Origin of the sequence: Streptomyces sp. NPDC056580, assembly GCF_042793175.1 — a bacterium.
GTDB lineage: Bacteria > Actinomycetota > Actinomycetes > Streptomycetales > Streptomycetaceae > Streptomyces.
This window is the reverse complement of the sequence record NZ_JBHTVE010000008.1, coordinates 161,947-187,747: the sequence shown is the minus strand read 5'-3', so window position 1 is coordinate 187,747 and position 25,801 is coordinate 161,947. Positions and strand designations below refer to the sequence as shown.

Annotated in this window: 20 protein-coding genes; 14 read left to right on the top strand and 6 right to left on the bottom strand. The window is 71.6% G+C overall.

The features are described from left to right. Positions 1 to 77: 77 nt before the first annotated feature. Positions 78 to 800 carry a DUF1707 domain-containing protein gene (locus tag ACFQ9Z_RS19635; RefSeq protein ID WP_383019081.1) on the bottom strand — a complete coding sequence of 241 codons (723 nt, stop codon included), beginning with the start codon at positions 798 to 800 and terminating at the stop codon, positions 78 to 80. Positions 801 to 968: 168 nt separating this feature from the next. Between ACFQ9Z_RS19635 and ACFQ9Z_RS19630 the strand changes: the two genes are divergently transcribed. Next, positions 969 to 2,639 carry a fumarate hydratase gene (locus ACFQ9Z_RS19630; RefSeq protein WP_383019075.1) on the top strand — a complete coding sequence of 557 codons (1,671 nt, stop codon included), beginning with the start codon at positions 969 to 971 and terminating at the stop codon, positions 2,637 to 2,639. Between the two features lie 167 nt (positions 2,640 to 2,806). On the opposite strand, the gene ACFQ9Z_RS19625 is transcribed toward ACFQ9Z_RS19630, so the two are convergent. After that, complete coding sequence (locus ACFQ9Z_RS19625) at positions 2,807 to 3,172, bottom strand: hypothetical protein (RefSeq protein ID WP_383019069.1); 366 nt, start codon at positions 3,170 to 3,172, stop codon at positions 2,807 to 2,809. A gap of 184 nt (positions 3,173 to 3,356) precedes the next feature. Here ACFQ9Z_RS19625 and ACFQ9Z_RS19620 point away from each other — a divergent pair, with 184 nt between their 5' ends. From ACFQ9Z_RS19620 to ACFQ9Z_RS19610, 3 genes are all read left to right on the top strand, one after another. Then, the gene (locus ACFQ9Z_RS19620) at positions 3,357 to 4,742 is read left to right on the top strand and encodes a class II fumarate hydratase (RefSeq protein ID WP_383019064.1); all 1,386 of its coding nucleotides are present in this window, start codon (positions 3,357 to 3,359) and stop codon (positions 4,740 to 4,742) included. 74 nt (positions 4,743 to 4,816) lie between these two features. After that, complete coding sequence (locus tag ACFQ9Z_RS19615) at positions 4,817 to 5,506, top strand: DUF402 domain-containing protein (RefSeq protein WP_383019059.1); 690 nt, start codon at positions 4,817 to 4,819, stop codon at positions 5,504 to 5,506. A gap of 278 nt (positions 5,507 to 5,784) precedes the next feature. Continuing rightward, positions 5,785 to 7,923 carry a SpoIIE family protein phosphatase gene (locus ACFQ9Z_RS19610; protein ID WP_383019052.1) on the top strand — a complete coding sequence of 713 codons (2,139 nt, stop codon included), beginning with the start codon at positions 5,785 to 5,787 and terminating at the stop codon, positions 7,921 to 7,923. A gap of 54 nt (positions 7,924 to 7,977) precedes the next feature. On the opposite strand, the gene ACFQ9Z_RS19605 is transcribed toward ACFQ9Z_RS19610, so the two are convergent. Next, on the bottom strand, positions 7,978 to 10,335 hold the full coding sequence (locus ACFQ9Z_RS19605; protein WP_383019044.1) for a transglycosylase domain-containing protein: 2,358 nt from the start codon (positions 10,333 to 10,335) through the stop codon (positions 7,978 to 7,980). Positions 10,336 to 10,569: 234 nt separating this feature from the next. Here ACFQ9Z_RS19605 and ACFQ9Z_RS19600 point away from each other — a divergent pair, with 234 nt between their 5' ends. The 5 genes from ACFQ9Z_RS19600 (at position 10,570) to ACFQ9Z_RS19580 (ending at position 15,470) form a co-directional block, all read left to right on the top strand. After that, positions 10,570 to 11,505 (top strand): SPFH domain-containing protein, encoded by a 936-nt coding sequence (locus ACFQ9Z_RS19600; protein WP_383019039.1) that lies wholly within the window; start codon positions 10,570 to 10,572, stop codon positions 11,503 to 11,505. Then, the gene (locus ACFQ9Z_RS19595) at positions 11,502 to 11,756 is read left to right on the top strand and encodes a hypothetical protein (RefSeq protein ID WP_383019035.1); all 255 of its coding nucleotides are present in this window, start codon (positions 11,502 to 11,504) and stop codon (positions 11,754 to 11,756) included. The genes ACFQ9Z_RS19600 and ACFQ9Z_RS19595 overlap by 4 nt, the downstream gene beginning before the upstream one ends. Positions 11,757 to 11,917: 161 nt before the next feature. After that, a complete protein-coding gene (locus ACFQ9Z_RS19590) occupies positions 11,918 to 12,442 on the top strand; it encodes a PadR family transcriptional regulator (protein ID WP_383019025.1) in 525 nt (174 codons plus the stop codon). Next, a complete protein-coding gene (locus ACFQ9Z_RS19585; RefSeq protein ID WP_383019015.1) occupies positions 12,439 to 13,128 on the top strand; it encodes an ABC transporter ATP-binding protein in 690 nt (229 codons plus the stop codon). The genes ACFQ9Z_RS19590 and ACFQ9Z_RS19585 overlap by 4 nt, the downstream gene beginning before the upstream one ends. Then, a complete protein-coding gene (locus tag ACFQ9Z_RS19580; RefSeq protein ID WP_383019008.1) occupies positions 13,125 to 15,470 on the top strand; it encodes an ABC transporter permease in 2,346 nt (781 codons plus the stop codon). Before ACFQ9Z_RS19585 ends, ACFQ9Z_RS19580 begins: the two co-directional genes overlap by 4 nt. Positions 15,471 to 15,534: 64 nt before the next feature. Here the strand turns inward: ACFQ9Z_RS19580 and ACFQ9Z_RS19575 are convergent, their stop codons facing one another. Then, positions 15,535 to 16,488 (bottom strand): LysR substrate-binding domain-containing protein, encoded by a 954-nt coding sequence (locus ACFQ9Z_RS19575; protein ID WP_383019002.1) that lies wholly within the window; start codon positions 16,486 to 16,488, stop codon positions 15,535 to 15,537. A 133-nt stretch (positions 16,489 to 16,621) separates the two neighbouring features. On the opposite strand from ACFQ9Z_RS19575, the gene ACFQ9Z_RS19570 reads away from it, so the two are divergent. From ACFQ9Z_RS19570 to ACFQ9Z_RS19550, 5 genes are all read left to right on the top strand, one after another. Beyond that, complete coding sequence (locus ACFQ9Z_RS19570) at positions 16,622 to 17,176, top strand: peroxiredoxin (RefSeq protein WP_143627389.1); 555 nt, start codon at positions 16,622 to 16,624, stop codon at positions 17,174 to 17,176. A gap of 3 nt (positions 17,177 to 17,179) precedes the next feature. Next, a complete protein-coding gene (locus ACFQ9Z_RS19565) occupies positions 17,180 to 17,722 on the top strand; it encodes an alkyl hydroperoxide reductase (RefSeq protein WP_383018992.1) in 543 nt (180 codons plus the stop codon). 315 nt (positions 17,723 to 18,037) lie between these two features. Further along, the gene (locus ACFQ9Z_RS19560; RefSeq protein WP_383018988.1) at positions 18,038 to 18,577 is read left to right on the top strand and encodes a hypothetical protein; all 540 of its coding nucleotides are present in this window, start codon (positions 18,038 to 18,040) and stop codon (positions 18,575 to 18,577) included. A gap of 181 nt (positions 18,578 to 18,758) precedes the next feature. Then, positions 18,759 to 22,787 (top strand): SGNH/GDSL hydrolase family protein, encoded by a 4,029-nt coding sequence (locus ACFQ9Z_RS19555; protein WP_383018982.1) that lies wholly within the window; start codon positions 18,759 to 18,761, stop codon positions 22,785 to 22,787. A gap of 73 nt (positions 22,788 to 22,860) precedes the next feature. Beyond that, positions 22,861 to 23,313: a hypothetical protein gene (locus ACFQ9Z_RS19550; RefSeq protein ID WP_383018975.1), complete on the top strand. Its 453-nt coding sequence runs from the start codon at positions 22,861 to 22,863 to the stop codon at positions 23,311 to 23,313. On the opposite strand, the gene ACFQ9Z_RS19545 is transcribed toward ACFQ9Z_RS19550, so the two are convergent. Together ACFQ9Z_RS19545 and ACFQ9Z_RS19540 are read right to left on the bottom strand one after the other, a co-directional pair. Beyond that, positions 23,212 to 24,564 carry an AI-2E family transporter gene (locus tag ACFQ9Z_RS19545; protein WP_383018971.1) on the bottom strand — a complete coding sequence of 451 codons (1,353 nt, stop codon included), beginning with the start codon at positions 24,562 to 24,564 and terminating at the stop codon, positions 23,212 to 23,214. The two genes, ACFQ9Z_RS19550 and ACFQ9Z_RS19545, sit on opposite strands and share 102 nt — an antisense overlap. A 150-nt stretch (positions 24,565 to 24,714) precedes the next feature. Continuing rightward, positions 24,715 to 25,413: a transglycosylase SLT domain-containing protein gene (locus ACFQ9Z_RS19540; protein ID WP_235902256.1), complete on the bottom strand. Its 699-nt coding sequence runs from the start codon at positions 25,411 to 25,413 to the stop codon at positions 24,715 to 24,717. Positions 25,414 to 25,801: the final 388 nt, after the last annotated feature.

The window sequence follows — 25,801 nt, the reverse complement described above, 5'->3', positions numbered from 1 at the left end:
CGGCGGCCGGTTCACGCCCCCGCCCGCCCGCGGACGACCGGACGGCGCCCTTCCGGGCGCCGCCGGATGCGCGGCCGTCACCGGTCCAGGTGTTTGCGCAGCTTCCTGTCGACCTGGTCATGGGCCCGGTCGAGCTTGTCATGGACCCGATCGAGGATGTCCGCCACGCGCCTGCCGCGCTTGGCCCGCGCCTCCACGTTGCCGAGCACGGCCCAGCCGTCGACGTAGACCACGGGCGCCTCCGCGTCGGCCGAGTCGAGCGGGGCCACCTCGAAGTTGCCCAGCACGCCGCCGCCCGTGCCGCGCAGCGAGACGTTCTCCGGCACCCGGATCTGCACGTCACCGAAGACCGAGACGGCCTTGACGACCACCTGCTGGTACTCGAAGATCGCCTCGCTCAGGTCGATCTCGACGCTGCCGAAGACCGCGTACGCGTGCAGCCGGCGCCCGGCCCGCCAGCGGCCGCGCCGCATGGCGCTGCTGAAGACGGCCACCACGTTGGCGTCCGCCTCCGCGGGCACCGCGCCGGGGGCCGGGCGGGGCGGCACGGCCGTGTAGGAGGACGCCGCCGGCCCGTGGTGGGCGGCGGGCAGGTCGCGTATGAAGACCTCCAGCTCGCCGGCCGTCTTGGCGTGCAGCACCCCCTCGACGCGCTCGGCGTGCTCGTCCGCGGTCAGCCTGCCCTCGGCCAGGGCCTCGCGGAGGATGTCGGCGACGCGGTCGCGGTCGGCGTCCGAGGCGCGCAGGTCTGCGGGGGCCGGCGGCCCGTCCTGGGCTGGAGCGTGCTTCTGAAGGTCCACGGCAGCAGCGTACCGAAACGCGATAGATCGCGACTAGGGGTGTGGACGGCCGCGGGCGTGTCGAACTGAGCCTCACCTCACAGCTTCCGCGCAGACGGCAGGTTCTACGCTGGTGGGGCCCGCCAACGTCGGCGGGCAGCCGTCCGTCAGAGTGAGGAATGGGCTGAGATGCCTGAGTTCGCGTACACCGATCTGCTTCCCCAGGGCGAGGACACCACCCCGTACCGGCTGGTGACCTCGGAAGGCGTGTCCACCGTCGAGGGGCCGGACGGGCGGACGTTCCTCAAGGTGGAGCCGGAGGCGCTGCGCAAGCTCGCCGAGGAGGCCATCCACGACATCCAGCACTACCTGCGCCCGGCCCACCTCGCCCAGCTCCGCCGCATCGTCGACGACCCCGAGGCCTCGGGCAACGACAAGTTCGTCGCCCTGGACCTGCTGAAGAACGCGAACATCGCGGCGGCCGGCGTGCTCCCGATGTGCCAGGACACCGGCACCGCGATCGTGATGGGCAAGCGCGGCCAGAACGTCCTCACCGCGGGCGAGGACGAGAAGGCCCTCTCCCACGGCATCTATGACGCCTACACCAAGCTGAACCTGCGCTACTCGCAGATGGCTCCGCTCACCATGTGGGAGGAGAAGAACACCGGCTCCAACCTCCCGGCCCAGATCGAGCTGTACGCGACGGACGGCGGCGCCTACAAGTTCCTGTTCATGGCCAAGGGCGGCGGCTCGGCCAACAAGTCCTTCCTGTACCAGGAGACGAAGGCCGTCCTGAACGAGGCCTCCATGATGAAGTTCCTGGAGGAGAAGATCCGCTCGCTCGGCACGGCCGCCTGCCCGCCGTACCACCTGGCGATCGTCGTCGGCGGCACCAGCGCCGAGTACGCGCTGAAGACCGCGAAGTACGCCTCCGCGCACTACCTGGACAACCTGCCCGCCGAGGGCTCGCCGCTCGGCCACGGCTTCCGGGACGAGGACCTGGAGCAGAAGGTCTTCGAGCTGACCCAGAGGATCGGCATCGGCGCGCAGTTCGGCGGCAAGTACTTCTGCCACGACGTGCGCGTGGTGCGGCTGCCGCGGCACGGCGCGTCCTGCCCGGTCGCGATCGCCGTCTCCTGCTCCGCGGACCGCCAGGCGGTCGCCAAGATCACCGCCGAGGGCGTCTTCCTCGAGCAGCTCGAGACCGACCCGGCGCGGTTCCTGCCGGAGACCACCGACGAGCACCTCGAGCAGGACGGGGACGTCGTCCGGATCGACCTGAGCCAGCCGATGGACGAGATCCTCGCCGAGCTGGCCAAGCACCCGGTCAAGACGCGGCTCTCCCTCACCGGCCCGCTGGTCGTCGCCCGCGACATCGCGCACGCCAAGATCAAGGAGCGGCTGGACGCGGGCGAGGAGATGCCGCAGTACCTGAAGGACCACCCGGTCTACTACGCGGGCCCGGCCAAGACGCCCGAGGGCTACGCGTCCGGTTCCTTCGGCCCGACGACGGCCGGCCGCATGGACTCGTACGTGGCGCAGTTCCAGGCGGCGGGCGGTTCCAAGGTGATGCTCGCCAAGGGCAACCGCAGCAAGCAGGTCACCGAGGCGTGTGCCGCGCACGGCGGCTTCTACCTCGGCTCCATCGGCGGCCCGGCCGCCCGCCTCGCCCAGGACTGCATCAAGAAGGTCGAGGTCCTGGAGTACGAGGAGCTGGGGATGGAGGCCGTCTGGAAGATCGAGGTCGAGGACTTCCCGGCGTTCGTCGTCGTCGACGACAAGGGCAACGACTTCTTCCAGGACCCGGCGCCGCAGCCGACGTTCACCAGCATCCCGGTGCGGGGTCCGGGCCTGGGCTGATCCGGCGGCGGCACCCGCGAGGAGCCCCTGGCGCGTCGCCGGGGGCTCTGCCGTTCCACCGGCACGGGACGACCGCGTCGGGACCCGGGATCACCTCGTCGGGACAGGGCGGCGAACCGGACTCGCCGTGGAGCGGCGCCGCCCCGGGGCCCTGACGGGGCCGCTTGTCAGTGCGGCACGCAGCCGAACCAGTGCACCGTGGCGCCGTCGGCGATGAAGCCCATGCACCTGATGGTCCTGTCGTGCAGCTTCTCGGTCCGGTCGACCGGGCCGTCCAGGTAGGCCGTCGTGTGGTGGGCCTCCCGCAGCTCGTCGACCTCCACGCGGTACCAGCGGCCTTCGCCGGACGGCAGGTCGCATCCGCGGGCCGTCAGGTTGCGGCTGGGATCGCCGCTCCAGACGGGCCGTTCGGCGCGGTCGCAGTGGACTCCGCCCGCGGCGCCGGCGGTGCCGGCTCCCGCGCCCAGCAGGGTCGCCGTGCCTATGGACACCGCCGCGACGCCGCCGAGCAGACCCTTGAGAGTGAAACGCATCGATCGGTCCTCCTGCCAGCCGTGGTGACGGCGGGAATCGCCCACCATCTCGGACTGATAGTCACATTTATCCGTGATGTCCCGCCCGGCGGCCGGGGGTCCGGTCCCCCGACCCGGTGACGCCGGTGGTGCCAATGGGCCCACGGTCCGGAACAACCGCCGCGCCCCGATCGCTGACAAGGGCATGAGCGACTACCGCATCGAACACGACTCCATGGGCGAGGTCCGGGTGCCGGCCCACGCCAAGTGGCGGGCGCAGACGCAGCGCGCCGTCGAGAACTTCCCCGTCTCCGGGCAGCGGATCGAGCGGGCGCACATCGAGGCGCTGGCGCAGATCAAGGGCGCCGCGGCGAAGGTGAACGCCGAACTGGGCGTCTTGGACAAGGACGTCGCGCAGGCGATCCAGGACGCGGCCGCCGAGGTCGCCGCGGGGAAGTGGGACGAGCACTTCCCGGTGGACGTGTTCCAGACCGGGTCCGGGACGTCGTCCAACATGAACGCCAACGAGGTCATCGCCACCCTGGCCGGTGAGCGGCTCGGCAAGGACGTGCATCCCAACGACCACGTCAACGCCTCGCAGTCCTCGAACGACGTCTTCCCCTCCTCCCTGCACATCGCCGCCACCGCCGCCGTCACCCACGACCTGATCCCGGCGCTCGAGCACCTCGCCGCCGCTCTCACGCGCAAGTCCGAGGAGTTCGCGGACGTCGTCAAGGCCGGGCGGACGCATCTGATGGACGCGACGCCGGTGACCCTGGGTCAGGAGTTCGGCGGGTACGCGGCCCAGGTCCGGTACGGCGTGGAGCGGCTGCGGGCCTCGCTGCCCCGGCTGGCGGAACTGCCGCTGGGCGGGACTGCGGTCGGCACCGGGATCAACACCCCGCCCGGGTTCTCCGCCGCGGTCATCGCGGAGGTCGCGCGGGCCACCGGACTGCCGCTCACCGAGGCCCGCGACCACTTCGAGGCGCAGGGCGCCCGGGACGGGGTGGTGGAGACCAGCGGGCAGCTCCGGACCATCGCGGTGGGGCTGACGAAGATCGCCAACGACCTGCGCTGGATGGCGTCCGGGCCGCGCACCGGGCTGGCCGAGATCCGGCTGCCAGACCTGCAGCCGGGTTCCTCGATCATGCCGGGCAAGGTCAACCCCGTCATCCCCGAGGCCGTGGTCATGGTCGCCGCCCAGGTGATCGGCAACGACGCGACCATCGCCACCGCCGGCGCCTCCGGGAACTTCGAGCTGAACGTGATGCTGCCGGTCATCGCCAAGAACGTGCTGGAGTCGGTCCGGCTGCTCGCGAACGTCTCCCGGCTGCTGGCCGACCGGACCGTGGACGGCATCACCGCCGACCGCGAACGCGCCCGCGAGTACGCCGAGTCCTCGCCCTCGGTGGTGACGCCGCTGAACAAGTACATCGGCTACGAGGAGGCCGCGAAGGTCGCCAAGAAGTCGCTGGCCGAGCGCAAAACCATCCGCGAGGTCGTGCTGGAGGGCGGCTACGTGGAGCGCGGCGACCTCACCCTGGAGCAGCTCGACGAGGCGCTGGATGTCCTGCGGATGACACACCCGTGACAACCTGCCCCGCCGCGTCGAACCGTGACGCGAACCGCGGGCGTTCATATGTGTACGGCACCTAATATCTGTTCATGGCGGACAACGGAGCGGTGAGACGAGTGGCGGCGGGGCCTGCGGCCTACTGGACCCCCGGGAGCCAGATCCTGTGGCGGTACCGGGAGAACGCCGGCGCGCGCTTCCACATCGCGCGGCCCGTCACCGTCGTCCGGGACGACGCGGAGCTGCTCGCGGCGTGGATGGCGCCCGGAACCGAGTGTGTGAAGCCGGTGCTCGCCGACGGCACGCCGTTGCACGTGGAGCCGCTGGAGACCCGCTACACCAGGCCGCGCACCGTGCAGCGGGACCGGTGGTTCGGCACGGGTGTGCTGAAGCTGGCCCGGCCCGGTGAGCCCTGGTCGGTGTGGCTGTTCTGGGAGCCGGGGTGGCAGTTCAAGAACTGGTACGTCAACCTCGAGCAGCCGCTGGCCCGTTGGGCGGGCGGGGTCGACTCCGAGGACCACTTCCTGGACATCTCCGTCCACCCGGACCGCAGTTGGCACTGGCGGGACGAGGACGAGTTCGCTCAGGCCCAGCGGGACGGGCTGATGGACGAGGGGACCGCCGCGCGGGTGCGGGCGGCCGGGCGGGCCGCGGTGGAGGTGATCGACGCCTGGGGCCCGCCGTTCTCCGAGGGCTGGCAGCACTGGCGCCCGGATCCCTCCTGGGGGGTACCGTCACTCCCCGAGGACTGGGACCGTACGCCCGCGCACGTGTCCTCATGAGACCCTTGATGCGCCCCCGGCCCACAACCGTAGGATCGTCCTCCGCAAGAATCCGCAAGGCAACTCCCGGGGCGCGAACCGGGTCTGACCAGACGTCACCGAGGGGCGGCAGGAGTGAGCGAGGGGTACGACGGCAACACCCCGGCGGACCCGGCAGGGTCCTTCGGCGGCACAGGCACGACCTCTGACCACGCCGGAATTCCGTTCCTGGGGCATGTATTCCGGGTATCGGACTCTCGGCGGGACCATGTGCGCGCCCGGCGCGCAGCCCCGGACGGATGGATTCGACGCGCGTGACGGAGCACCCCACGTCCTACGACCGCCCGCAGTCGGGCGCTGACCCCGCGGAGTCCCGCGGGGCGCTGCTGCGTACCCAGGGGCCGCTCGGCAGCCCCGCCTTACCGGCGCAGGCCCGGGCCGACGGGCCACCCGCCGCACCGGGGACGGCGACGCCCCGCGGCAAGGGGAACAAGGGAAAGGAGCCCCCGGTCAACGGCCCCGAGCACTCCCAGCCCGCGGCCGCGCCGGCCATGGGGGCGCCTGCCGCGCGAGGGGAAGCGAGCGTGGAGGAGCATCGTCCGCGTCCGGCGGCGGAGGCCATTCCGCCGCAGCCGGGCGCCCAGCAGGAACGGGGGCCGGGCGGCCAGGACCGCCGTACCGGGCGGGGACTGCCGCCGGGGCGGCCCATGCCGATGCGGCGCGACGGGGACCGGCTGAGGTTCGTGGGCGCGGCGACCCGGCGGATCGCGCGCGGCCTCGATCTGGACGAGATCGTGATGGGGCTGTGCCGGGCCACAGTGCCGACGTTCTCCGACGCGATCCTGGTCTACCTGCGCGACCCGCTGCCGGTGGGCGACGAGCGTCCGACCGGGCCGGTGGTGCTGCGGCTGCGCCGCACCGACCGGATCCCGGACGAGCGGGACACCGAGGGGCTTTCGCTGCCGCCGTTCCCGGAGCCCGAGCCGGAGGCGTCCGCCCTCACCGAGCTGTCCTCGCTGACCACCGAGCTGTGCGAGGTGCGGCCAGGCGGCGCCCTGAACGAGGTGCTGCGCGGGGTGCGCCCGGTGTTCGCGGACGCGCCCGCCGCCCGGGCGGCGCTGCCCGAACTGCTCGGCGAGAGCGGCGAGGCGGCCGTGCCGGGTGGCCGGCACGCGATCCTCGCGCCGCTTCGCGGCCGGCGCCGGGTGATCGGCGCCGCGCTGTTCCTGCGCCGCCCGGAGCGGCTCGCGTTCGAGGCGGACGACCTGCTGGTGGCGGCGCAGCTCGCCACGCACAGCGCGCTCGGCATCGACAAGGCGGTGCTGTACGGCCGGGAGGCGTACATCGCCGACGAGCTGCAGCGCACCATGCTGCCGGAGACGCTGCCCCGGCCGACCGGGGTGCGGCTGGCGTCCCGCTATCTCCCGGCGGCGGAGACCGCGCGGGTGGGCGGCGACTGGTACGACGCGATCCCGCTGCCGGGCAGCCGGGTGGCGCTGGTGGTCGGTGACGTGATGGGGCACTCCATGACGTCGGCGGCGATCATGGGCCAGCTGCGCACGACGGCGCAGACGCTGGCCGGTCTCGACCTGCCTCCGCAGGAGGTGCTGCACCACCTGGACGAGCAGGCGCAGCGGCTGGGCACCGACCGGATGGCGACCTGTCTGTACGCCGTGTACGACCCGGTGACGCACCGCATCACGATCGCCAACGCGGGTCATCCGCCGCCCGTGCTGCTGCACCTGGGCGGCCGGGCGGAGGTGCTGCGGGTGCCGCCGGGCGCGCCGATCGGCGTGGGCGGGGTGGACTTCGAGGCGGTGGAGCTGGACGCGCCGGCCGGGGCCACGCTGCTGCTGTACACCGACGGGCTGGTGGAGTCCCGGCTGCGCGACGTGTGGACCGGCATAGAGCAGTTGCGCGAGAAGCTCGCGGCGACCGCGCGGCTGACCGGCCCGGACCATCCGCCGCCGCTCGAGGCGTTGTGCGACGAGGTGCTGGACATGCTCGGCCCGGGCGACCGGGACGACGACATCGCGCTGCTCGCGGCCCGTTTCGACGGGATCGCGCCGAGCGATGTGGCGTACTGGACGCTGGAGCCGGAGACCGCGACGCCCGGGCAGGCCCGCCGGCTGGCCCGGCGCGCGCTGGCCCGGTGGGGGCTGGAGGAGCTGACCGACTCGGTGGAGCTGCTGGTCAGCGAGGTGGTCACGAACGCCGTGCGCTACGCCACCCGTCCGGTGACCCTGCGGCTGCTGCGCACGGACGTGCTGCGCTGCGAGGTCGGCGACGACGTGCCCCAGTTGCCGCGGCTGTGCCAGGCGCGGGCGACGGACGAGGGCGGCCGCGGGCTGTACCTGGTCAACAAGCTGGCCCGGCGCTGGGGCGCGACCCGGCTGAGCACCGGCAAGGTGGTCTGGTTCGAGCTGAACCGGGGGTGAGCGCACAAGAGGAGGGGCGCCCGGATCACTCCGGGCGCCCCTCCTCTTGTGCGCCTACTGGTTTCGTGTGTGCGGCGGGCCGAGGTTGTCGGCAGGGTTGAGCGGGTCGTCGCTCGCGGGGTCCGTCGGCGGCTCGCTGGACGGGCTCTGGGACGGCGACTGGGAAGGCGACTGGCTCGGCGTCCGTGACGGGCTCTGGGACGGCGACTGGGACGGCGACTTGGACACCGGCGGTTCGCTGCTCGGCGAACTCGACGGGGTGCCGGACGGGGACTGGCTGACCGTCGGGGTGTCCGACGGCTCGACGGCCGCGCCCTGGGTGGTGTCCAGGTCGAAGCGGGACTTGTCGGTGACCCCGAAGGTGTAGGCCGCCCAGATCTCCGCGGGCGGGCCGCCGCCGTTGACCCGGCCGCCGCCCATCGCCCCGCTGAGGGAGACGTGGTCGTTCTTCTTGACCGGCCTGCCGTCGCAGCCGGTGCCGCCGTTCTTCGCCGCCTCGCCGAACAGGCCGACGGAGGTGACCAGGTCGGGGGTGTAACCGGTGAACCAGGCCGAGCGGTTGCAGTCGGAGGTACCGGTCTTGCCCGCCACCTGCTGGCCGTCGCGCAGCGGGTTGCCCGCCACGGACGTGCGGGCGGTGCCGTCGTCGACCACTCCGGTGAGCACCGAGGTGACGCTGTCGGCGACCGTGCGGCTGATCACCTGGCCGCCGACGGGGTCGGGCATCCGGACCGCGTGGCCCTTCTGCTCGGCCGACTTGACGATGCCGGGCGTCACCTGGCGGCCGTGGTTGTCGAAGGTGGCGTAGATGCCGGCCATCTCCAGCGGGCTGGCTCCCATGGAGCCCAGCGTCTGGGCGGGCACCGCCTGCATGCCCTCGGTGTCCATGCCGAGCTGCTTGGCGGTGCTCATCACCTTGTCCATGCCGACGTCGACGCCCATCTGCGCGAAGACGGAGTTGACGGACTGGTTCATCGCCTGCTGGACGGTGATGGGGCCGTAGTTCTGGTTGTCCTCGTTCGGCGGCGCGAAGCCGACCTTGGCGCCGTGGTCGACGACCTGGCGGCGGCTGGTGCCGTCGTAGACCGTGCCGGCGGTGATCGGCTTGCCCTCCTGCGTGGTGGCGTTCTGCGCCAGCGCGGCGGCGAGGATGACCGGCTTGAACGTGGACGCGGGCTGGTAGTCCCGGCGGGTGGCGTTGCTGGTCCAGTGGGTGAAGTAGTCCTCGCCGCCGTACATGGCGACGATCCTGCCGGTCTTGGGGTCCACCGACACGGCGCCGGCCTGGACGTCGGCGTCGACCTTGCGCTTCTTCGGCTCCAGCCTGCTGGTGAGACGCTCCTTGACGGCCTTCTCCAGCGCGGCCTGCTTCTTGCGGTCGACGTTCAGGGTGATGGTCCAGCCCTGGCCGGCGACCTTGGCCGCCGCGTCGGACCTGGACAGGCCCTCGTCCTGCATCAGCTTCTGCGCGAGCTGGGCGTTGGCGAGCGTGACCAGGTAACCCTTCTGGCCCTCCATGCCGGGGGCGCCCTTGGGCTCCTTGGGCACCGGGAAGGTCATGGCGTCGCGCTTGGCCTTGGGCAGCCAGTGCTCCTCGACCATGTTGTCCAGGACGTAGTTCCAGCGCGCCTTGACCAGCCGCTTGCCGGTGGGGGTGGCGTCCGCCCAGTCGTACTGGCTCGGCGCCTGCAGCAGGGCGGCCAGGTAGGCGCCCTGCTGCACGGTCAGGTCCTGGGCGTCGACGCGGTAGTAGGCCTGGGCGGCGGCCTGGATGCCGTAGGCGTTGCGGCCGTAGTAGGAGGTGTTGATGTAGCCGGCGAGGATGTCGTCCTTGGACTTCTCGCGCTCCACCTTGAGCGAGATGACCAGTTCCTTCAGCTTGCGCGAGACGGTCTGATCCTGGTTCAGGTAGTAGTTCTTGACGTACTGCTGGGTGATCGTGGAGCCGCCCTGCTTGCCCCGCCCGGACAGGGTGTTGACCAGGCCCCGGGCGGTGCCCTTGAGGTCCACTCCGGGGTCGGTGTAGAAGGACTTGTTCTCGGCCGCCACGAAGGTGAGCTGGACCTTCTTCGGCACCTTGTCCAGGTCGACTATCTCGCGGTTGACCTTGCCGTCGCGGGCCAGGATGGTGCCGTCGCTGTACTTGTAGACGTTGCTCTGCCGCTGGGCGGCGACGTTCCCGGCGGGGATGTCGACCGCGATGTACAGCGCGACGAAGGCGCCGATGGAGAGCAGGCACAGTCCGAAGAACGTGCCGAGGATCTTCTTCCAGGTGAACAGCCGGCGTATTCGGCCCTTGGCGGGCCTGCCGCCGGCCGCCGCGGACGCGGCCGTGGGCTGCGAGCGGCGACTCCGGGGCGCCGCGCGGCGGCCACCGCGCTGTCGCGCTCGTCTCTCTTCCGCTCGTCCCATGAGTCCTACGCTCCCGCTTCCGTCTCAGTGGTCAGCTCCGAAAGCTAACACCCGCCTATATGACAAAGGGCGTCCGATCCGCCCTTTTACGGACGTGACAATCAGCACCCACCTCAAGGGAACCGACGGATATCTCTGGTGCGGGGTTGCCCGGCGGCTTAAAGTGATATCACTTAGCTAGTACGAAGCCGGGTGCCCGAGGGAGTCGGGCGCCGCCGAGAACGGGGGACCCCCATGTCCGCGCACGACACGACCGCGACCGCCGACATACCCGAGATGCCCGCGCCGCGCGTGCGCGAGTTCCAGGCCCACAGCATCGGCGGCGGCCTCGCCCTGCTCCTCGGTCTGCTCGGGCTCGCCGCCGCCGCGGCCCTGCTCGCCGCCGCCTCGGCGGTGACCGCGGACGGGGCAAGGGCCGCGCTCGTCGTGGGCGGCGTGCTCGTCCTCCTCGCCGCGGTGATCGCCATGCGCGGCCTGAACACGGTCGCGCCCGGCGAGGCGCGCGTGGTCCAGCTCTTCGGCCGCTACCGGGGCACGATCCGGCAGGACGGCCTGCGCTGGGTGAACCCCTTCACCTCGCGCACCCGCATCTCCACCCGCGTGCGCAACCACGAGACCGCCGTCCTGAAGGTCAACGACGCCTACGGCAACCCGATCGAACTGGCCGCGGTCGTGGTCTGGAAGGTCCAGGACACCGCGCAGGCCACCTTCGAGGTGGACGACTACGCCGAGTTCGTCGCCACCCAGACCGAGACGGCGGTACGGCACATCGCCATCGAGTACCCCTACGACGCCCACGAGGAGGACGGCCTCTCGCTGCGCGGCAACGCCGAGGAGATCACCGAGAAGCTGGCCGTCGAACTGCAGGCGCGGGTGGAGGCGGCCGGGGTGCGGGTCGTCGAGTCGCGCTTCACGCATCTCGCGTACGCTCCGGAGATCGCCTCGGCGATGCTCCAGCGCCAGCAGGCCGGCGCGGTCGTCGCGGCCCGGCGGCAGATCGTGGACGGCGCGGTCGGCATGGTGGAGGCAGCGCTCGCCCGGATCGCGGAGCAGGACATCGTGGAGCTGGACGAGGAGCGGAAGGCGGCCATGGTGTCCAACCTGATGGTGGTGCTGTGCGGCGACCGGGCCCCGCAGCCGGTACTCAACACCGGGACCCTCTACCAGTGACGGATCCGTCGGAGGAGACACCGCGGCGACGGCCTCAGCAGCGCAAGCAGGTGCTGCTGAGGCTGGACCCGTCGGTCTACGACGCCCTCGCGCGCTGGGCCGGCGACGAACTGCGGTCGGCCAACGCGCAGATCGAGTTCCTGCTGCGCAAGGCGCTGTCGGAGGCGGGGCGCCTGCCGCGGGACACCGGTCCGCTGCCCCGCCGCGGACGGCCGCCCCGAGGCCCGGCCGCCGGGCCGCCGCCGGGCTGAACAGACCTCGCGGCAAGGCCCGTTCCCGTGTGCGCGGGGGCGGGCCCGCAGTCGTTACCGAACCCGGACAATCGGCTCCCACCTGCGCCGCGCCACCGCGCGCCAGGCACTGGACACTCCGCGTATACACCCGACGTATACACGGTGTGTAGAGTGCTCGCATGTCCATCGGTCACACCCTCCTAGGGCTCCTGGAGTCCGGCCCCCGACACGGCTACGACCTGAAGCGGGCCTTCGATGAGAAGTTCGGTCACGACCGGCCGCTGCACTACGGCCAGGTCTACTCGACGATGTCCCGGCTGCTGAAGAACGGGCTCGTGGAAGTCGACGGGATCGAGTCGGGCGGCGGCCCCGAGCGCAAGCGGTACGCCATCACCGACGCCGGCGTCACCGACGTCGAGCAGTGGCTCGCGACCCCGGAGAAGCCCGAGGAGTACCTCCAGTCGACCCTCTACACCAAGGTCGTCCTCGCGCTGCTCACCCACCGGGACGCCGTCGACATCCTGGACACCCAGCGCGCCGAGCACCTGCGCAGCATGCGCGTCCTGACCGACCGCAAGCGCAAGGGCGACCTCGCGGACCAGCTCGTCTGCGACCACGCCCTGTTCCATCTGGAGGCCGATCTGCGCTGGCTGGAGCTGACCGCCGCCCGGCTGGACCGGCTCCGCGCGGAGGTGGCCCGGTGACCCCTCCTTCCGGCTCCCTGCTCGCCGCCGAGGACCTGCGCAAGGCCTACGGCCCGACGCTCGCCCTGGACGGCGCCGCGTTCTCCATCCACCCCGGCGAGGTCGTCGCGGTGATGGGGCCCTCCGGCTCCGGCAAGTCGACGCTGCTGCACTGCCTCGCCGGCATCGTGCCGCCCGACTCGGGCTCGATCACGTACGACGGGCGGGAACTCGCCACCATGAACGACGTCGAGCGCAGCGCGCTGCGCCGCAGCGAGTTCGGATTCGTCTTCCAGTTCGGGCAGTTGGTGCCGGAGCTGACCTGTGTGGAGAACGTGGCGCTCCCGCTGCGGCTGAACGGCACCTCCCGCAAGGAGGCCGAGCGGGCCGCGCTGGGCTGGATGGAGCGGCTGGAGGTGGACGGCCTGCGCGGCAAACGGCCCGGTGAGGTCTCCGGCGGCCAGGGGCAGCGGGTGGCGGTGGCGCGGGCGCTGGTCACCGGGCCCCGGGTGCTGTTCGCCGACGAGCCGACGGGCGCGCTGGACTCGCTCAACGGAGAGCGCGTGATGGAACTGCTCACCGACGCGGCCCGGTCGACCAACGCGGCCGTCGTGCTCGTCACCCACGAGGCCCGGGTGGCCGCCTACTCGGACCGCGAGATCGTCGTGCGCGACGGCAGGTCCCGGGACATGGAGCGGGCCGTATGAAGCCGTGGCAGTGGCGGAGGGATCTCGCCCTGGGAGCCCGGTTCGCCGTCACCGGCGGGCGCGAGGGCTGGATCCGGATGACGCTGACGGCGGTCGGCGTCGGGCTGGGCGTGGCCCTGCTACTGCTGACCACCGCGCTGCCGAACGTGTTCACCGCCCGCCACCGGGTCGAGGAGGCACGCTCCGACTACACGTTCTCCGGCACCACCCGCCCCAAGGCCGACAACACGGTGCTGCTCGCCGTGACCGACACCCAGTGGCACTCCAAGGACGTGCGGGGCCGGCTCCTCGAAGCCGAGGGCCCGCGCGCGCCGTTGCCGCCCGGGCTGGGGAGCTTCCCCGGCAAGGGCGAGATGGCGGTCTCCCCCGCGCTGCGGGATCTGCTCGCCTCCGACGGCGCCCGGCTGCTGCGCGAGCGGCTGCCCTACCGGATCACCGGGACGATCGGCGAGAGCGGCCTGATCGGCTCGCACGAGCTGGCGTACTACGCGGGCGCCGAGGGCCTGGACCCCGACGCGGGCGGTGGCGTACGGGTGGACCGGCTGACCCGCTTCGGCGATCCGCACCCGACCGGCGAGAAGGCCGACCCGGTGCTGCTGATGATGGTGCTGGTCGTGTTCGTGGTGCTGCTGATGCCGGTGGCCGTGTTCATCGCCGCGGCCGTGCGCTTCGGCGGTGAACGGCGCGACCGCCGGCTGGCCGCGCTGCGGCTGGTCGGCTCCGACAGCCGGATGACCCGGCGGATAGCGGCGGGCGAGGCCCTGGCCGGGGCCCTGCTCGGCCTGGTCGTCGGCACTGTCCTCTTCCTGATCGGGCGCCAGGTCGCGGGCTCGGTCGAGGTGCTGGGCGAGAGCGTGTTCCCCGGCTACCTCGACCCCTCCCCGGCGCTCGTCGCGCTGGTGGCGGTGGCGGTGCCGGCGTCCGCGGTGCTGGTGACGCTGCTCGCGATGCGCGGGGTGGTCGTGGAGCCGCTCGGCGTCGTGCGGACGGCCAGGCCGGCCCGGCGTCGCCTGTGGTGGCGGCTGCTGCTGCCGCTGGCCGGCCTCGCACTGCTGTACCCGATGCTCGGCAAGGGCCGGGACGGCGGCGGCTTCAACCAGTACCTGGTGACCGGCGGCGTACTGCTGCTGCTGGTCGGGGTGACCGCGCTGCTGCCGTGGATCGTGGAACGGTTCGTCGCCCGGCTCGGCTCCGGCCCGGTCTCCTGGCAACTGGCGGTACGCAGACTGCAGTTGAGCAGCGGTACGGCGGCCCGCATGGTCAACGGCATCGCGGTGGCGGTGGCCGGCGCGATCGCGCTGCAGATGCTGTTCGCGGGCGTGGAGAGCCAGTACACCAAGGACACCGGCCAGGACCCCGGCCGGGCGTCGATGGAGGTCACGCTGCCCGACCGCAGCGACGTCACCGCCGTGGACCAGGCGTTCCGGCGGACCGAGGGGGTGCGGACGTCGGTGGTGCTGTCGACCGCGTCCGCCGCCGACAAGCGCGTGGACCCTGAGACCCTGATCGATCTCACGGTCGGCGACTGCGCCGCGCTGCGCGAGGTGGCACGGCTGCCCTCCTGCCGGGACGGCGACGTGTTCCGGCTGCGCAACCCGCACTACGACGCCGAATACAGCGCCTCCATAGCCGCCGTGGCACGGCCCGGCCGGCAGCTCTACCTCGACCCGGCCTACTCGGACTCCCCCGGCCTCCAGGTGCCCTGGAAGCTGCCGGCCGGCATCGAGCAGGTGCCGTACCGCGAGGACGCGCTGCAGAACGCCGCCAACGGGCTGCTGGTCACGCCGTCCGCGCTGCCCGCGAAGGCGAGGCCCGGCCTGCGCGCCCATGTCTTCCTGCGCACCGACGAGTCGGTGCCCGACGCGGCGGAGCACGTGCGCAACACGGCGGCCCGGGTGGAGGCGACCGCGGACGTGTTCACCTGGACGGAGACCAGGCAGTCCACCAAGTACGCCTCGCTGCGCACCGGTCTGTTCGTCGGCGCGGTCTGCGTGCTGGCGCTGATCGGCGCGAGCCTGCTGGTCTCGCAGCTCGAGCAACTGCGCGAGCGGCGCAAGCTGCTGTCCTCGCTGGTCGCCTTCGGCACCCGGCGCCGCACGCTGGGCCTGTCGGTGCTGTGGCAGACGGCGGTGCCCATCGCCCTGGGCCTGCTGCTGTCCTCGGCGGTCGGCCTGACCCTCGGCGCGGTGCTGCTGAAGATGACGGCGACACCGGTGACGGTCGACTGGGCGAGCGTGCTGTCCATGACCGGCGCCGGCGCGGCGGTGGTGCTCACGGTGACCCTCCTGAGCCTGCCCCCGCTGCTGAGGCTGATGCGCCCGGACGGACTGCGCACCGAATAGCCGCCCGGCGTCCGTGCGGTACGCCGCCGGCCCCGGGGACCGGCCAGGTGTCACGCCTGGCCGGTCAGGCGTCCAGCACCCGTACGGGCAGGGGGCGCAGGGCCTCGCGCAGGGCGGCCGCCAGTTCCTCGTACTCCGCTCCCCTGGCGGCGCCCGCGCGCATGGCGAAGGCGACGCGCCGGCTGGGGGCGGGGTCGGCGAAGTAGCCGGTGCGCAGCCGGCTGCCGCGGGCCGCCTCGACCCTGAGGGCGGTGCGCGGGAGCAGGGTGCAGCCGAGGCCGCCCGCGACGAGCTGGACCAGCGTGGACAGCCCGGCGGCCGTGGTGGTCACCGGGGCGTCCTCCCGCCCGGCCTCCCGGCAGATGTCCAGGGCCTGGTCGCGCAGGCAGTGGCCCTCGTCCAGCAGCAGCAGGTTCAGTTCCCGCAGCGCCTCGCGCGGGATGCCCTCGCGCCCGCCGAGCCGGTGGTCGGGCGGAGTGACGAGCGCGAAGTCCTCGTCGAAGAGGGCGAGTTCGGTCACGCCGGGGACGCCGAGCGGGACGGCCAGCAGCAGCAGGTCCAGGCGCCCGGACTGCAGGCCCTCGACGAGGCTCGCGGTCTGCTCCTCGTGCACCTGCAGGTCGAGGTGCGGGTACCGCTCGTGGACCAGGGCCAGCACGGTGGGCAGCAGGTACGGGGCGACGGTCGGGATCACCCCGAGCCGCAGGACCCCGGTGAACGGCGCCCGGACCGCCTCAGCCTCCTCCAGCAGCGCCCCGACCTCGCCGAGCACCGCCTTCGCCCGCACCGCGAGACGCTCACCGGCGGGCGAGAGCAGCACCTTGCGCGTCGTACGCTCGAGGAGGGTCACCCCCAGGATCTCCTCCAGCGCCGAGACCGCGCCGGACAGGGCGGGCTGGCTCATCCCGATGGCGGCGGCCGCGTCCCGGAAGTGCAGATGCTCGGCCACGGCCGCGAAGGCCCGGAGCTGGGACAGGCTGGGCTGACGCCGCTTCGCGCTGGCGCTACTGACGGTCACTGATAGAAACCTCCGATCAACACGACCGAGTGTAGCTATTTCCCGTATCAATGCACCCTGTGCCAACATCGGCGAAGTCCAACCCATGGGTGGTGTTCGCGATCCGGACACCGCCTCGCTGCAAGGAGAGCGTGTGCTCACTGTCGGTGACAAGTTCCCCGAGTTCGAACTGACCGCCTGCGTCTCGCTGGAGAAGGGCAAGGAGTTCGAGACGATCAACCACAAGACCTACGAGGGCAAGTGGAAGATCGTCTTTGCCTGGCCCAAGGACTTCACCTTCGTGTGCCCGACCGAGATCGCCGCGTTCGGCAAGCTGAACGACGAGTTCGCCGACCGTGACGCCCAGATCCTCGGCTTCTCCGGTGACTCCGAGTTCGTCCACCACGCCTGGCGCAAGGACCACGACGACCTGCGCGACCTGCCCTTCCCGATGATGGCCGACTCCAAGCACGAGCTGATGCGCGAGCTGGGCATCGAGGGCGAGGACGGCTTCGCCAAGCGCGCCGTCTTCATCGTCGACCAGAACAACGAGATCCAGTTCTCCATGGTGACCGCCGGTTCCGTCGGCCGTAACCCCAAGGAGGTCCTGCGGGTCCTCGACGCGCTCCAGACGGACGAGCTGTGCCCCTGCAACTGGAGCAAGGGCGACGAGACGCTCGACCCGGTCGCGCTGCTGGCCGGTGAGTGACCCATGTCGCTTGACTCGCTGAAGTCCCTCGTCCCGGACTACGCCAAGGACCTGAAGCTCAACCTGGGCTCGGTCATCGGCAACTCCGACCTGCCGGCGCAGCAGCTCTGGGGCACGGTGCTGGCGACCGCCATCGCCTCCCGCTCCCCGATCGTGCTGCGTGAGCTGGAGCCGGAGGCGAAGGCGAACCTGTCGCCGGAGGCGTACACGGCCGCCAAGGCCGCCGCCGCGGTGATGGCGATGAACAACGTCTTCTACCGCACCCGGCACCTGCTGTCCGACCACGAGTACGGCACCCTGCGCGCCGGTCTGCGGATGAACGTCATCGGCAACCCGGGCGTGGAGAAGGTCGACTTCGAGCTGTGGTCCTTCGCGGTCTCCGCGATCAACGGCTGCGGCATGTGCCTCGACTCGCACGAGCAGGTGCTGCGCAAGGCCGGCGTCGAGCGCGACGTGGTCCAGGAGGCGTTCAAGATCGCGTCCGTGGTCCAGGCCGTCGGCGTGACCCTCGACGCGGAGGCGGTCCTGGCCCACGCGGCCGAGTAACCCGCTCCAGCACACAGCGGCCCCCGCCCATCCGATGGGCGGGGGCCGCTGCGCGTTCAGTGATGTGACAAGAACTACTCGTTCCGCTCCGGGCCCGGAACCATGAGTGAACAAGCCACCGAGCGATGTCCGTTTCCTCCCTCGGCACGAAGAAGCTCCGCACGCCCAGAGTCATAGCGGAATCAAAATCTCCACTTTGCTTTCGAATTACTTTCGACAGCGGCAAAGCGCATCTGATTAGCTCCCCGGGACCACATTCCTGCCGTCGGCCCGCTTTTTCCGACGGCAGTCTCAATGCATTCCATGGGGGAACGCATGTCCATTCGAATCCGTTTCTCGGCGCGAACCGCGCTCGCCGCGGCCGCGGCCGCCCTCGGCCTCCTCGGCGCGGCCGCTCCGCAGGTCGCCGCCGCCGGCCGGCCGGTGCCCCGCGTCGTCGCCGGGGCCGACGGGCACACGAAGGCGATCGCGGCGGCGCGGCCCGCCGCGGCCGCCGCCGGTGCGACCGTCTGCGGTACGGGCTACAAGCTCTACAAGGCGGCCGTCCTGCCCGACGAGTCGCGCAAGGGAACTCTCTTCGTCTACGTCAAGGGCAGCAACACGGCGAGCAACGACGCTCCGACCTGCGCCATCCTCGACAACAACACGCCGAGCGCGAAGTGGATGAAGATCAAACTCTGCTCGAACTACACGGCCGAGGGCTGCGCGAGCGACTCGGGCACCTTCTCCGAGTACGCGGGCCCCGTCTACCGCGACCACGGCGGCTGCGGCACGGTCACCTCACTGATGAAGACCAGCTCCAGCGCGAGCACCTACCTCATCAACAACGTCCAGGACAGCACCAACTGCAACTAGCGGCCGCCGCGCGAACCGCGCACCCGGGCCCCGCGCGCCGCACGCGCGGGGCCCGGGACCGCTGAATTCTGATTCCGGTTTCCCGTCCGCCTTCACCGGGCCTTCCCGTCCGGGGCGGAGGGGCACTTCGCCGTGCCCGGAAAAGCTCATGGACAATCCAATGAATACGGGGAAAGCTCCTTTGCGTTCCAAGAGACGAACTCGCGCGCCCCTGGTGGCCCTCGTGGCCTGCGCCGCCGTTACCGGCGGCATGCTCCAGGCGGCGCCCGCAGGCGCCGCTCCGGCATCCCGCCCCTCCGCCCGTCCCGCCACCGCGCCGCCCGCGCCCTCCGGCCGGGTGCGCAACCCGGACGGGAAGCTCGGCAGGGGCTGGCGGGACAGTCCCGACCGCGCCGTCACCGCTGCCGCCGACGCGGACGGTCTGCGGATCCTCGTCGCCGACAGCTCCAAGGCGTACGCGTGGAAGACCGCCGCGCTGCTGTCGGAGCCGGGCATGCCGGCGGATTCGTGGATCGGCAACCAGTGCCTGATGGACCGCTCACACGCGGCCGTCGTCTACGCGCCGCGCGGCTTCACCAACAAGCCCGACCTGATGCAGGGCGGCGCGTTCGCCGCCGTCGTCGACCTGACGTCCGGCAAGGTGACCAAGCTGCCCTTCACCGCGTCGCTGGCCTACTTCGACCCGTCCTGCAACACGGCCACGCACCAGGCCGCGTTCACCGCCTTCCGGGACATGAACGACGCCGCGAGCACGCGGACCCGTGTGATCACCGTGGACGTGTCCGGCAGGACGACGGGCACGGCGGCGGCCCGCGGGGAGATCACGAGTGCCGTTCCGGTGCGGGACGGCACGGTGGCCGCCCTCGGCAGCCGCCTGGTGCACCTCGACCGCTCCGGCCGGGTGCGCAACCTCGCGGACGCGGACAGCGCGCCGTTCGACATCCGGCCCGCCGCCGGCGGGATCGCCTTCGTCGACCGCGACGGCCGGTCCACCGCGCACGCCAAACTGTTCACCGGCCGCGGCAGGCCGGAGAACATCGCCTCGGGCCGGCTCGGCGACCTCGACCTCGTGCCGGGCGACGCGGGCCGGGTCTTCCTCACCGGCCGCCCCAAGGGCTCCACCGCCACCGCGGGCGCCGGCGTCACCCGGCTGAACGCCCCGGCCGGCACCGATGTGTCCTCGCGGGGCCGACTGGCCGTCGAACCGGTGCTCACGCCCGGAGTCCGCGCCGGCCTGGCGAACATCAAGGGCGCGGGCAAGGGCTTCACCCGGTCCGGGGAACCCGGCTCCCGGACGGCGACCCCCGCCGACCAGGGCGATCTGCCGGTGACGGTCACCAGCACCGCCACCGCCACCGGCAGGGAACTGACCCAGAGCGTGCGGCACGACGCCGTCGACGGCTCCGGGCACGACCCCTCCCCGGCCCTCGCCGCGGTCGCAGGCGCCCACCGGCCGAAGGGAGCCTCCCCGAAGCGGGGCCTGACCGCGAGCCCCCCGACGGACGACGACCGCTGGTGCGCCGTGTCGCGCAACGACATGAAGGTCCAGGCACTCCAGCCGACGCCGAACCAGGTCGAGTGGGCCGCCGACATGGCCGTGCGCGGTGATCTGAGCGCGAGCTACATCCGCCAGGGCGGCTACCGCGGCCAGGCCGGTCTCGGCACCGTCGACCCGCAGTCCCTGTTCCCGCTGCCGAAGCTGACCGGAGGCGGCAGGATCCCGGTCAACGTGCTCCTCGGCATCATGGCCCAGGAGTCGAACCTGTGGCAGGCCGAGGGCGGGTCGATCCCCGGGCAGACGGGCAACCCGCTGGCCGCTGTCGACGGCTACTACGGCCACAAGGCCGACCCGAACGACCCGGCCGCCTACTGGCAGATCAACTGGGACAAGTCGGATTGCGGCTACGGCGTGGGCCAGGTGACCGACGGCATGCGGCTGGCCGGCCACGCCAAGCCCGGCGAGACCAGCCTGTCGCCCGCGCTGCAGAAGCTCGTCGCGATCGACTACGCGACCAACATCGCCGCCTCCCTGAAGATCCTCGCGGACAAGTGGAACGAGGTCCACAAGGCCGGCCAGAAGATCACCGTCAACAACGACGACCCCTCCTACGTGGAGAACTGGTTCACCGCCGTCTGGAACTACAACCTCGGCTTCAATCCCCCGTCGGAGGCCGGCAAGCACGCGGGCCACTGGGGTCTGGGCTGGTACAACAACCCGGCCAACCCGATCTACGCCAAGGGCTGGGGCCACCCGTTCATGAACACCGACGTGGACCCGTACGCCGTCAAGGACGCGGCCCATCCCCAGGACTGGCCGTACGAGGTCAAGGTGATGGGCTGGGCCGCCTGGTCCATCGACTCCGGCTACTCCTACGCCACCTCCGGCCGCCAGGACTGGCCGGGCGAGTCCGGCTTCTCCTCGGCCGGCTTCCGCCCCGCCTACTGGAACGGAAACGACCAGCCCTACATGTACGAGGGCAGCGCTCGGTACAACCGGGTGCACGTCACCCCGTCGCTCGACACGTTCTGCAACTCCAAGAACAACTGCGACCCCGCCACGCCGCCGAAGTGCCCGGACGCGGAGTGCTACGCGCAGTACTGGTGGAACCAGCCCAACGTGACCTGGAAGAGCGACTGCAACGCCACCTGCGGCCACGAGAACATCAAGTACCAGTCCCTGGTGCAGGAACCGGGCCGCGGCACCCGGCTGCAGAACGGCACCCCGGTGTGCTCCGGCGCCCCGGCCGGCGCCAAGGTCGTCGCCTCCGTCCCGGACGGAACGCCGTCCTGGAGCGACCAGAGCGGCTGCGCGACGATCGCGTCGGCGGGCAGCTTCCAGTTCTCGTTCAACCCCGGCGCTGAAGGCCGGTACGAGGCCAAGGCCGACCTGCACTCGGTCGGCGGCGGCTACGGCGGTCACTACTGGTACGCCCGCACCCGCGACGCCGCCCACTTCGGCGGCCCCACCGGCGACATGACCATCGACGGGACCTGGACCCTCGGCCAGAGCCTGAACTGGGCGCGCGTCCTTGTGCACCTGCCCGACACCGGCGCGCAGACCCGGCAGGCCAAATACACCGTGCTGGGCACGGACAGCCTGAGCGCGAAGCGTGTGGTGCTCCAGCGGGCCGGCGGCTGGGCCAGCCTGGGCGTGTTCCACTTCACCGGCACCCCGCGGGTCGAGCTGTCGAACTCGACGAAGGACGGGACAGGCGACGAGGACATCGCCTGGGGCGCGGTCGCCTTCCAGCCCCTCGCGGGCAAGCCGGCCGACTCCGTGGTGGCGATGGGCGACTCCTACTCGTCGGGCGAGGCGGTCACCGGCCCGAACGGCTCCGACCTGTACCCGGAGACCGACCACCCGGACAAGCAGAAGGACGAGGAGGTCGACAAGTGCCACCGCTCCAGGCTGGCGTGGTCGAGGCAGGCGACCCTCCCGGGTTACTCCAGCTCCATCGGCGCCCTGGCCGACAGCCTCGACCCGAGGCTGGACTACCACTTCGTGGCCTGCTCCGGAGCCCGCACCTACAACGTGCTCGACCAGGACCTGTCCGGTGAGCTGCCACAGCTCGAGACCGGTTACCTGGACCAGAACACCACCCTGGTGACGATCAGCATCGGCGGCAACGACGCCCGCTTCAGCGACGTCATGGGCAAGTGCATCGACATCCCGGTGCCCTCGACGACCACCTGCCCGTACTCGGAGCTGGAGAACGTCGACCCCGCGACCGGTAAGAAGACGGGCGGCTCCACCGGCCCCCTGAAGGACTGGGCGCCGAAGTGGCTGCACGACTCCGTGCGGCCGCGGATCGCCCTCACCCTGAACGCCATCCACGCCCAGGCCCCGAACGCGAAGGTCGTCCTCATGGGCTATCCGCGCCTGGTGGAGAAGGACCACAGCTGCTTCCCCGGCGCCTACGAGACCGTGGAGAACGACTGGATCCGGGGCGTCGCCGACAGCCTGGCGACGGAGATGAAGGGAGCCGCCGAGCAGGACGGCGGCACGTGGGCGGTCTTCGCCGACCCGCGGGCCGACTTCGACGGCAAGGCCGCCTGCGGCAGCCCGGAGACCGTCAACGCCCTCGTGGAGAACGGGCGGGAGAAGGCGGACAAGGAGAGCCCGGACGTGTCCATGCAGTCCCTGCACCCCAAGATCGCCGGTGCCCGGATCTACGCGGACACCCTGGAACGGACCCTTCGGAAGCTGTGACCGATCGACCGGCCCGGGGGCCTGAGTACCTGTACTCAGGCCCCCGGGCGTCGTCTACGGAAGGCTGCAGGACATGACCACCCCCCGCACGCAGCCGGCGCCCGCCCTGCCACGGCTGCTGGGCGCCGCCGTCACCGGAGCCGTCCTGGCCGCCGGCGCCCTGGCCTACCTCTCCTGGACCGCCCGGCGCAGTGACCGGATCTGCGGTACGACCGACGGCATCTGCGTCACCGGATGGAACCTGACGGCCGTCCCGCTGCTGTTCGCGCTCTCCCTGGCCGTGCTGCTCTTCGTCTACAAGCGGCTGGGCATCGGGCCGCGGCTCGCCCTCGTCCCGCCGACGCTCCTGCCGGCGCCCGTCCTGCTGGCGGCGGCGCACGCGGCGGCGGGCTGGTGGGCCGTCGCCCTCACGGGCGGGGCCTGGTCATACTGCGTCGCGCTCGCCGCCTGGAACCGGTACCGCCTCCCGGCCGTCGCCGCCTGCGCCGGGCTGCTCCTCGCCGCCCTGGTCGTCCTCTACGGCTGACGGCTCGTCCGGGGCAGCGGCCACCTCCGCCGAGTACGCGCGCAGGTACCCCACCACCGTGTTCGTCACCGCCACCAGCGGTACGGCCACCACCGCGCCGCCGATGCCGGCCACCATGCCGCCGGCCGCCACCGTCAGGACGACGGCGAGCGGGTGGACCCGGACCGCGCGGCCCAGGATGAAGGGCTGCAGGACGTGGCCCTCGATCTGCTGGACGGCGAGGACGACCACGAGGGTCATCAGCGCGGTGAAGACGCCCTGGGTCACCAGCGCCACGATCACCGCGAGCGCGCCGGACGCGACGGCGCCGACCAGGGGGATGAACGAGAACAGGAAGATGAAGACGGCCAGCGGGACGGCCATCGGCACGTTGAGGAAGTAGATGCCGATTCCGATGAATATGGCGTCGATGAGGGCCACCAGCACCGTGCCCCGGACGTAGGCCGTCAGGGTGCGCCAGGCGCGCGGGCCGGCGCCGGCCACACCCGGACGGGCCGCGGAGGGCACCAGCTTCAGGAACCACTGCCAGATGCGCTCGCCGTCGTAGAGCAGGAACAGCGTCGAGAAGAACACCAGCAGGATGCCGGTCAGCGCCTCGACGACGACCTGAACGCCTTCCAGGCCCGCGGACGTTATCTGGTCGGTGTTGGCGCCGATGGCCTCGCGGAGGTTCTTGGCGATCTGGTTGATCTGTTTGTCGGTGACGTGGAAGGGGCTCTTCAGCAGCCAGTTGCGCAGGTCGTCGATGCCGCTCTGGATCTGGTTGGAGAGCGTGTCGATGTTCTCCATGACCTGCCAGGTCACGAACCAGCCCATCAGGCCGATGACGACGAACCCGAGGATCGCGGTCAGCGCGGTCGCCGGACCGCGCGGCACCCCGTGCCGGGTCAGCCGAGCGACCGTCGGCTGGAGCAGCGCGGTGATCAGCAGAGCGATGACGAAGGTGAAGACGACGAGTTGGACGGCGCTGATGACCCGCATCAGGACCCACACGGTGCCGGCCAGGACCAGCAGGCGCCAGCCCGCCTCGGCCGCGACCCGCACGCCCCAGGGCACGGCCTGGGCCGGGTCCGGCCGTGGTCCGGCCGGTGCGGCGGGCCGGGGGACGGGCGGCACTGGGTCGGCGATCCGCTCGGCCACGCGGTCGGACCCGGTGTCCTTCTCCACTTCGGCGCGGCGCTCGTCCAACCGCTCACTCATCTCGGTCAGTCCGGCACCCAGCCGGCCCAGCCACCCTGGCACTCGCGACATGATCCGTCCTCTTCCCCCGCCTCCCGGGTGTACGCCACCGCTCACCGGGGAGCCGTTCGCGTACGACCGTACAGTGCGAAAGCCCCTCCCCCTAGGACGGGGAGGGGCTGCGCGAGGTTGAGCTGGGGCCGGCCGGAGCCGGCGGCCGCTCTAGTACCAGCTGTTGGCCTGCCAGAACGACCAGGCGCCACAGGGGCTGTGGTACCGCTCGTTCATGTAGTTGAGGCCCCACTTGATCTGGGTCGCCGGGTTGGTCCGCCAGTCGGCGCCGGCGGAGGCGTACTTGCCGGCGGGGAGAGCCTGGAAGAGACCGTAGGCGCCGGACGAGGCGTTGACCGCCTGGTAGTTCCAGCTCGACTCGTGGTTCACGATGTTGCTGAAGCACTGGAACTGGTCGGCCGCCACCATCTGACGCGCCATCGCCTGGATCTGCGCCACGGTGTAGCTGCCCTGCACCGGGAAGCTGGAGGAGTCCCGGGTGGAGCGGGTGGCCGCGGCCTTGGCCTCGGCACGCGCCTTGGCGGCGGCCTCGGCCGCCTTCTCGGCGGCCGCCTTCTTGGCGACCGCGGTCTCGGCGGCGGCCTTGCGGGCGGCTTCCTCGGCGTCCTTCTTGGCGCTCGCGTCAGCGGCGATGGCCTGCGCGTCGGCCTGCTGCGTCAGGGACGCGGTCTGCACCTGGGCCTGCTGACCCGCGGGTATGTCCGCGAGGAGCGTGGTGTCGGCTACTGCCGTCGCCTCGGCGTCGTTGTTCTGCGCGGTGCTGCCCGAGGCCACACCCACGACGCTTCCGACGGCGGTGACCGCGGTGGCCGAGGCCACTGCGAATCCCCGGACCGAAATCCGGCTCACACGGTTTCCTTCCAGCATCGCCCGCTTCGGTGACCCTGGCGGACGCAATCGTGCCCCTTGGCACTGGCCTCCCAACTGCGGGGTCACGGGAGGCGCGGGCCCGGTGGGCAACTCCCCTGCGGGGAGCGCCGCGTGGTGCGCGGGCGGCATACGACGACGCTGTGGAGTTGGAGTGGTGCTGCTGTGGTGCCGTACCGCTGGGGGTACAGGTGTGTCGTATGCGGGGCCTGACAGGAGTGAGACTCTGCCGTAACCAGACACCGGGTGGCAATTCCGAGTTGCGTGTGAAAGCTCACACCTCGTTTGCCCCAGCGGTTTTCAGGAAATCCCCACACGCGAAGGCGCCGCCCGGCTAAGCTCATCGGCTTTGCCGGACGGCGCCCCTCGG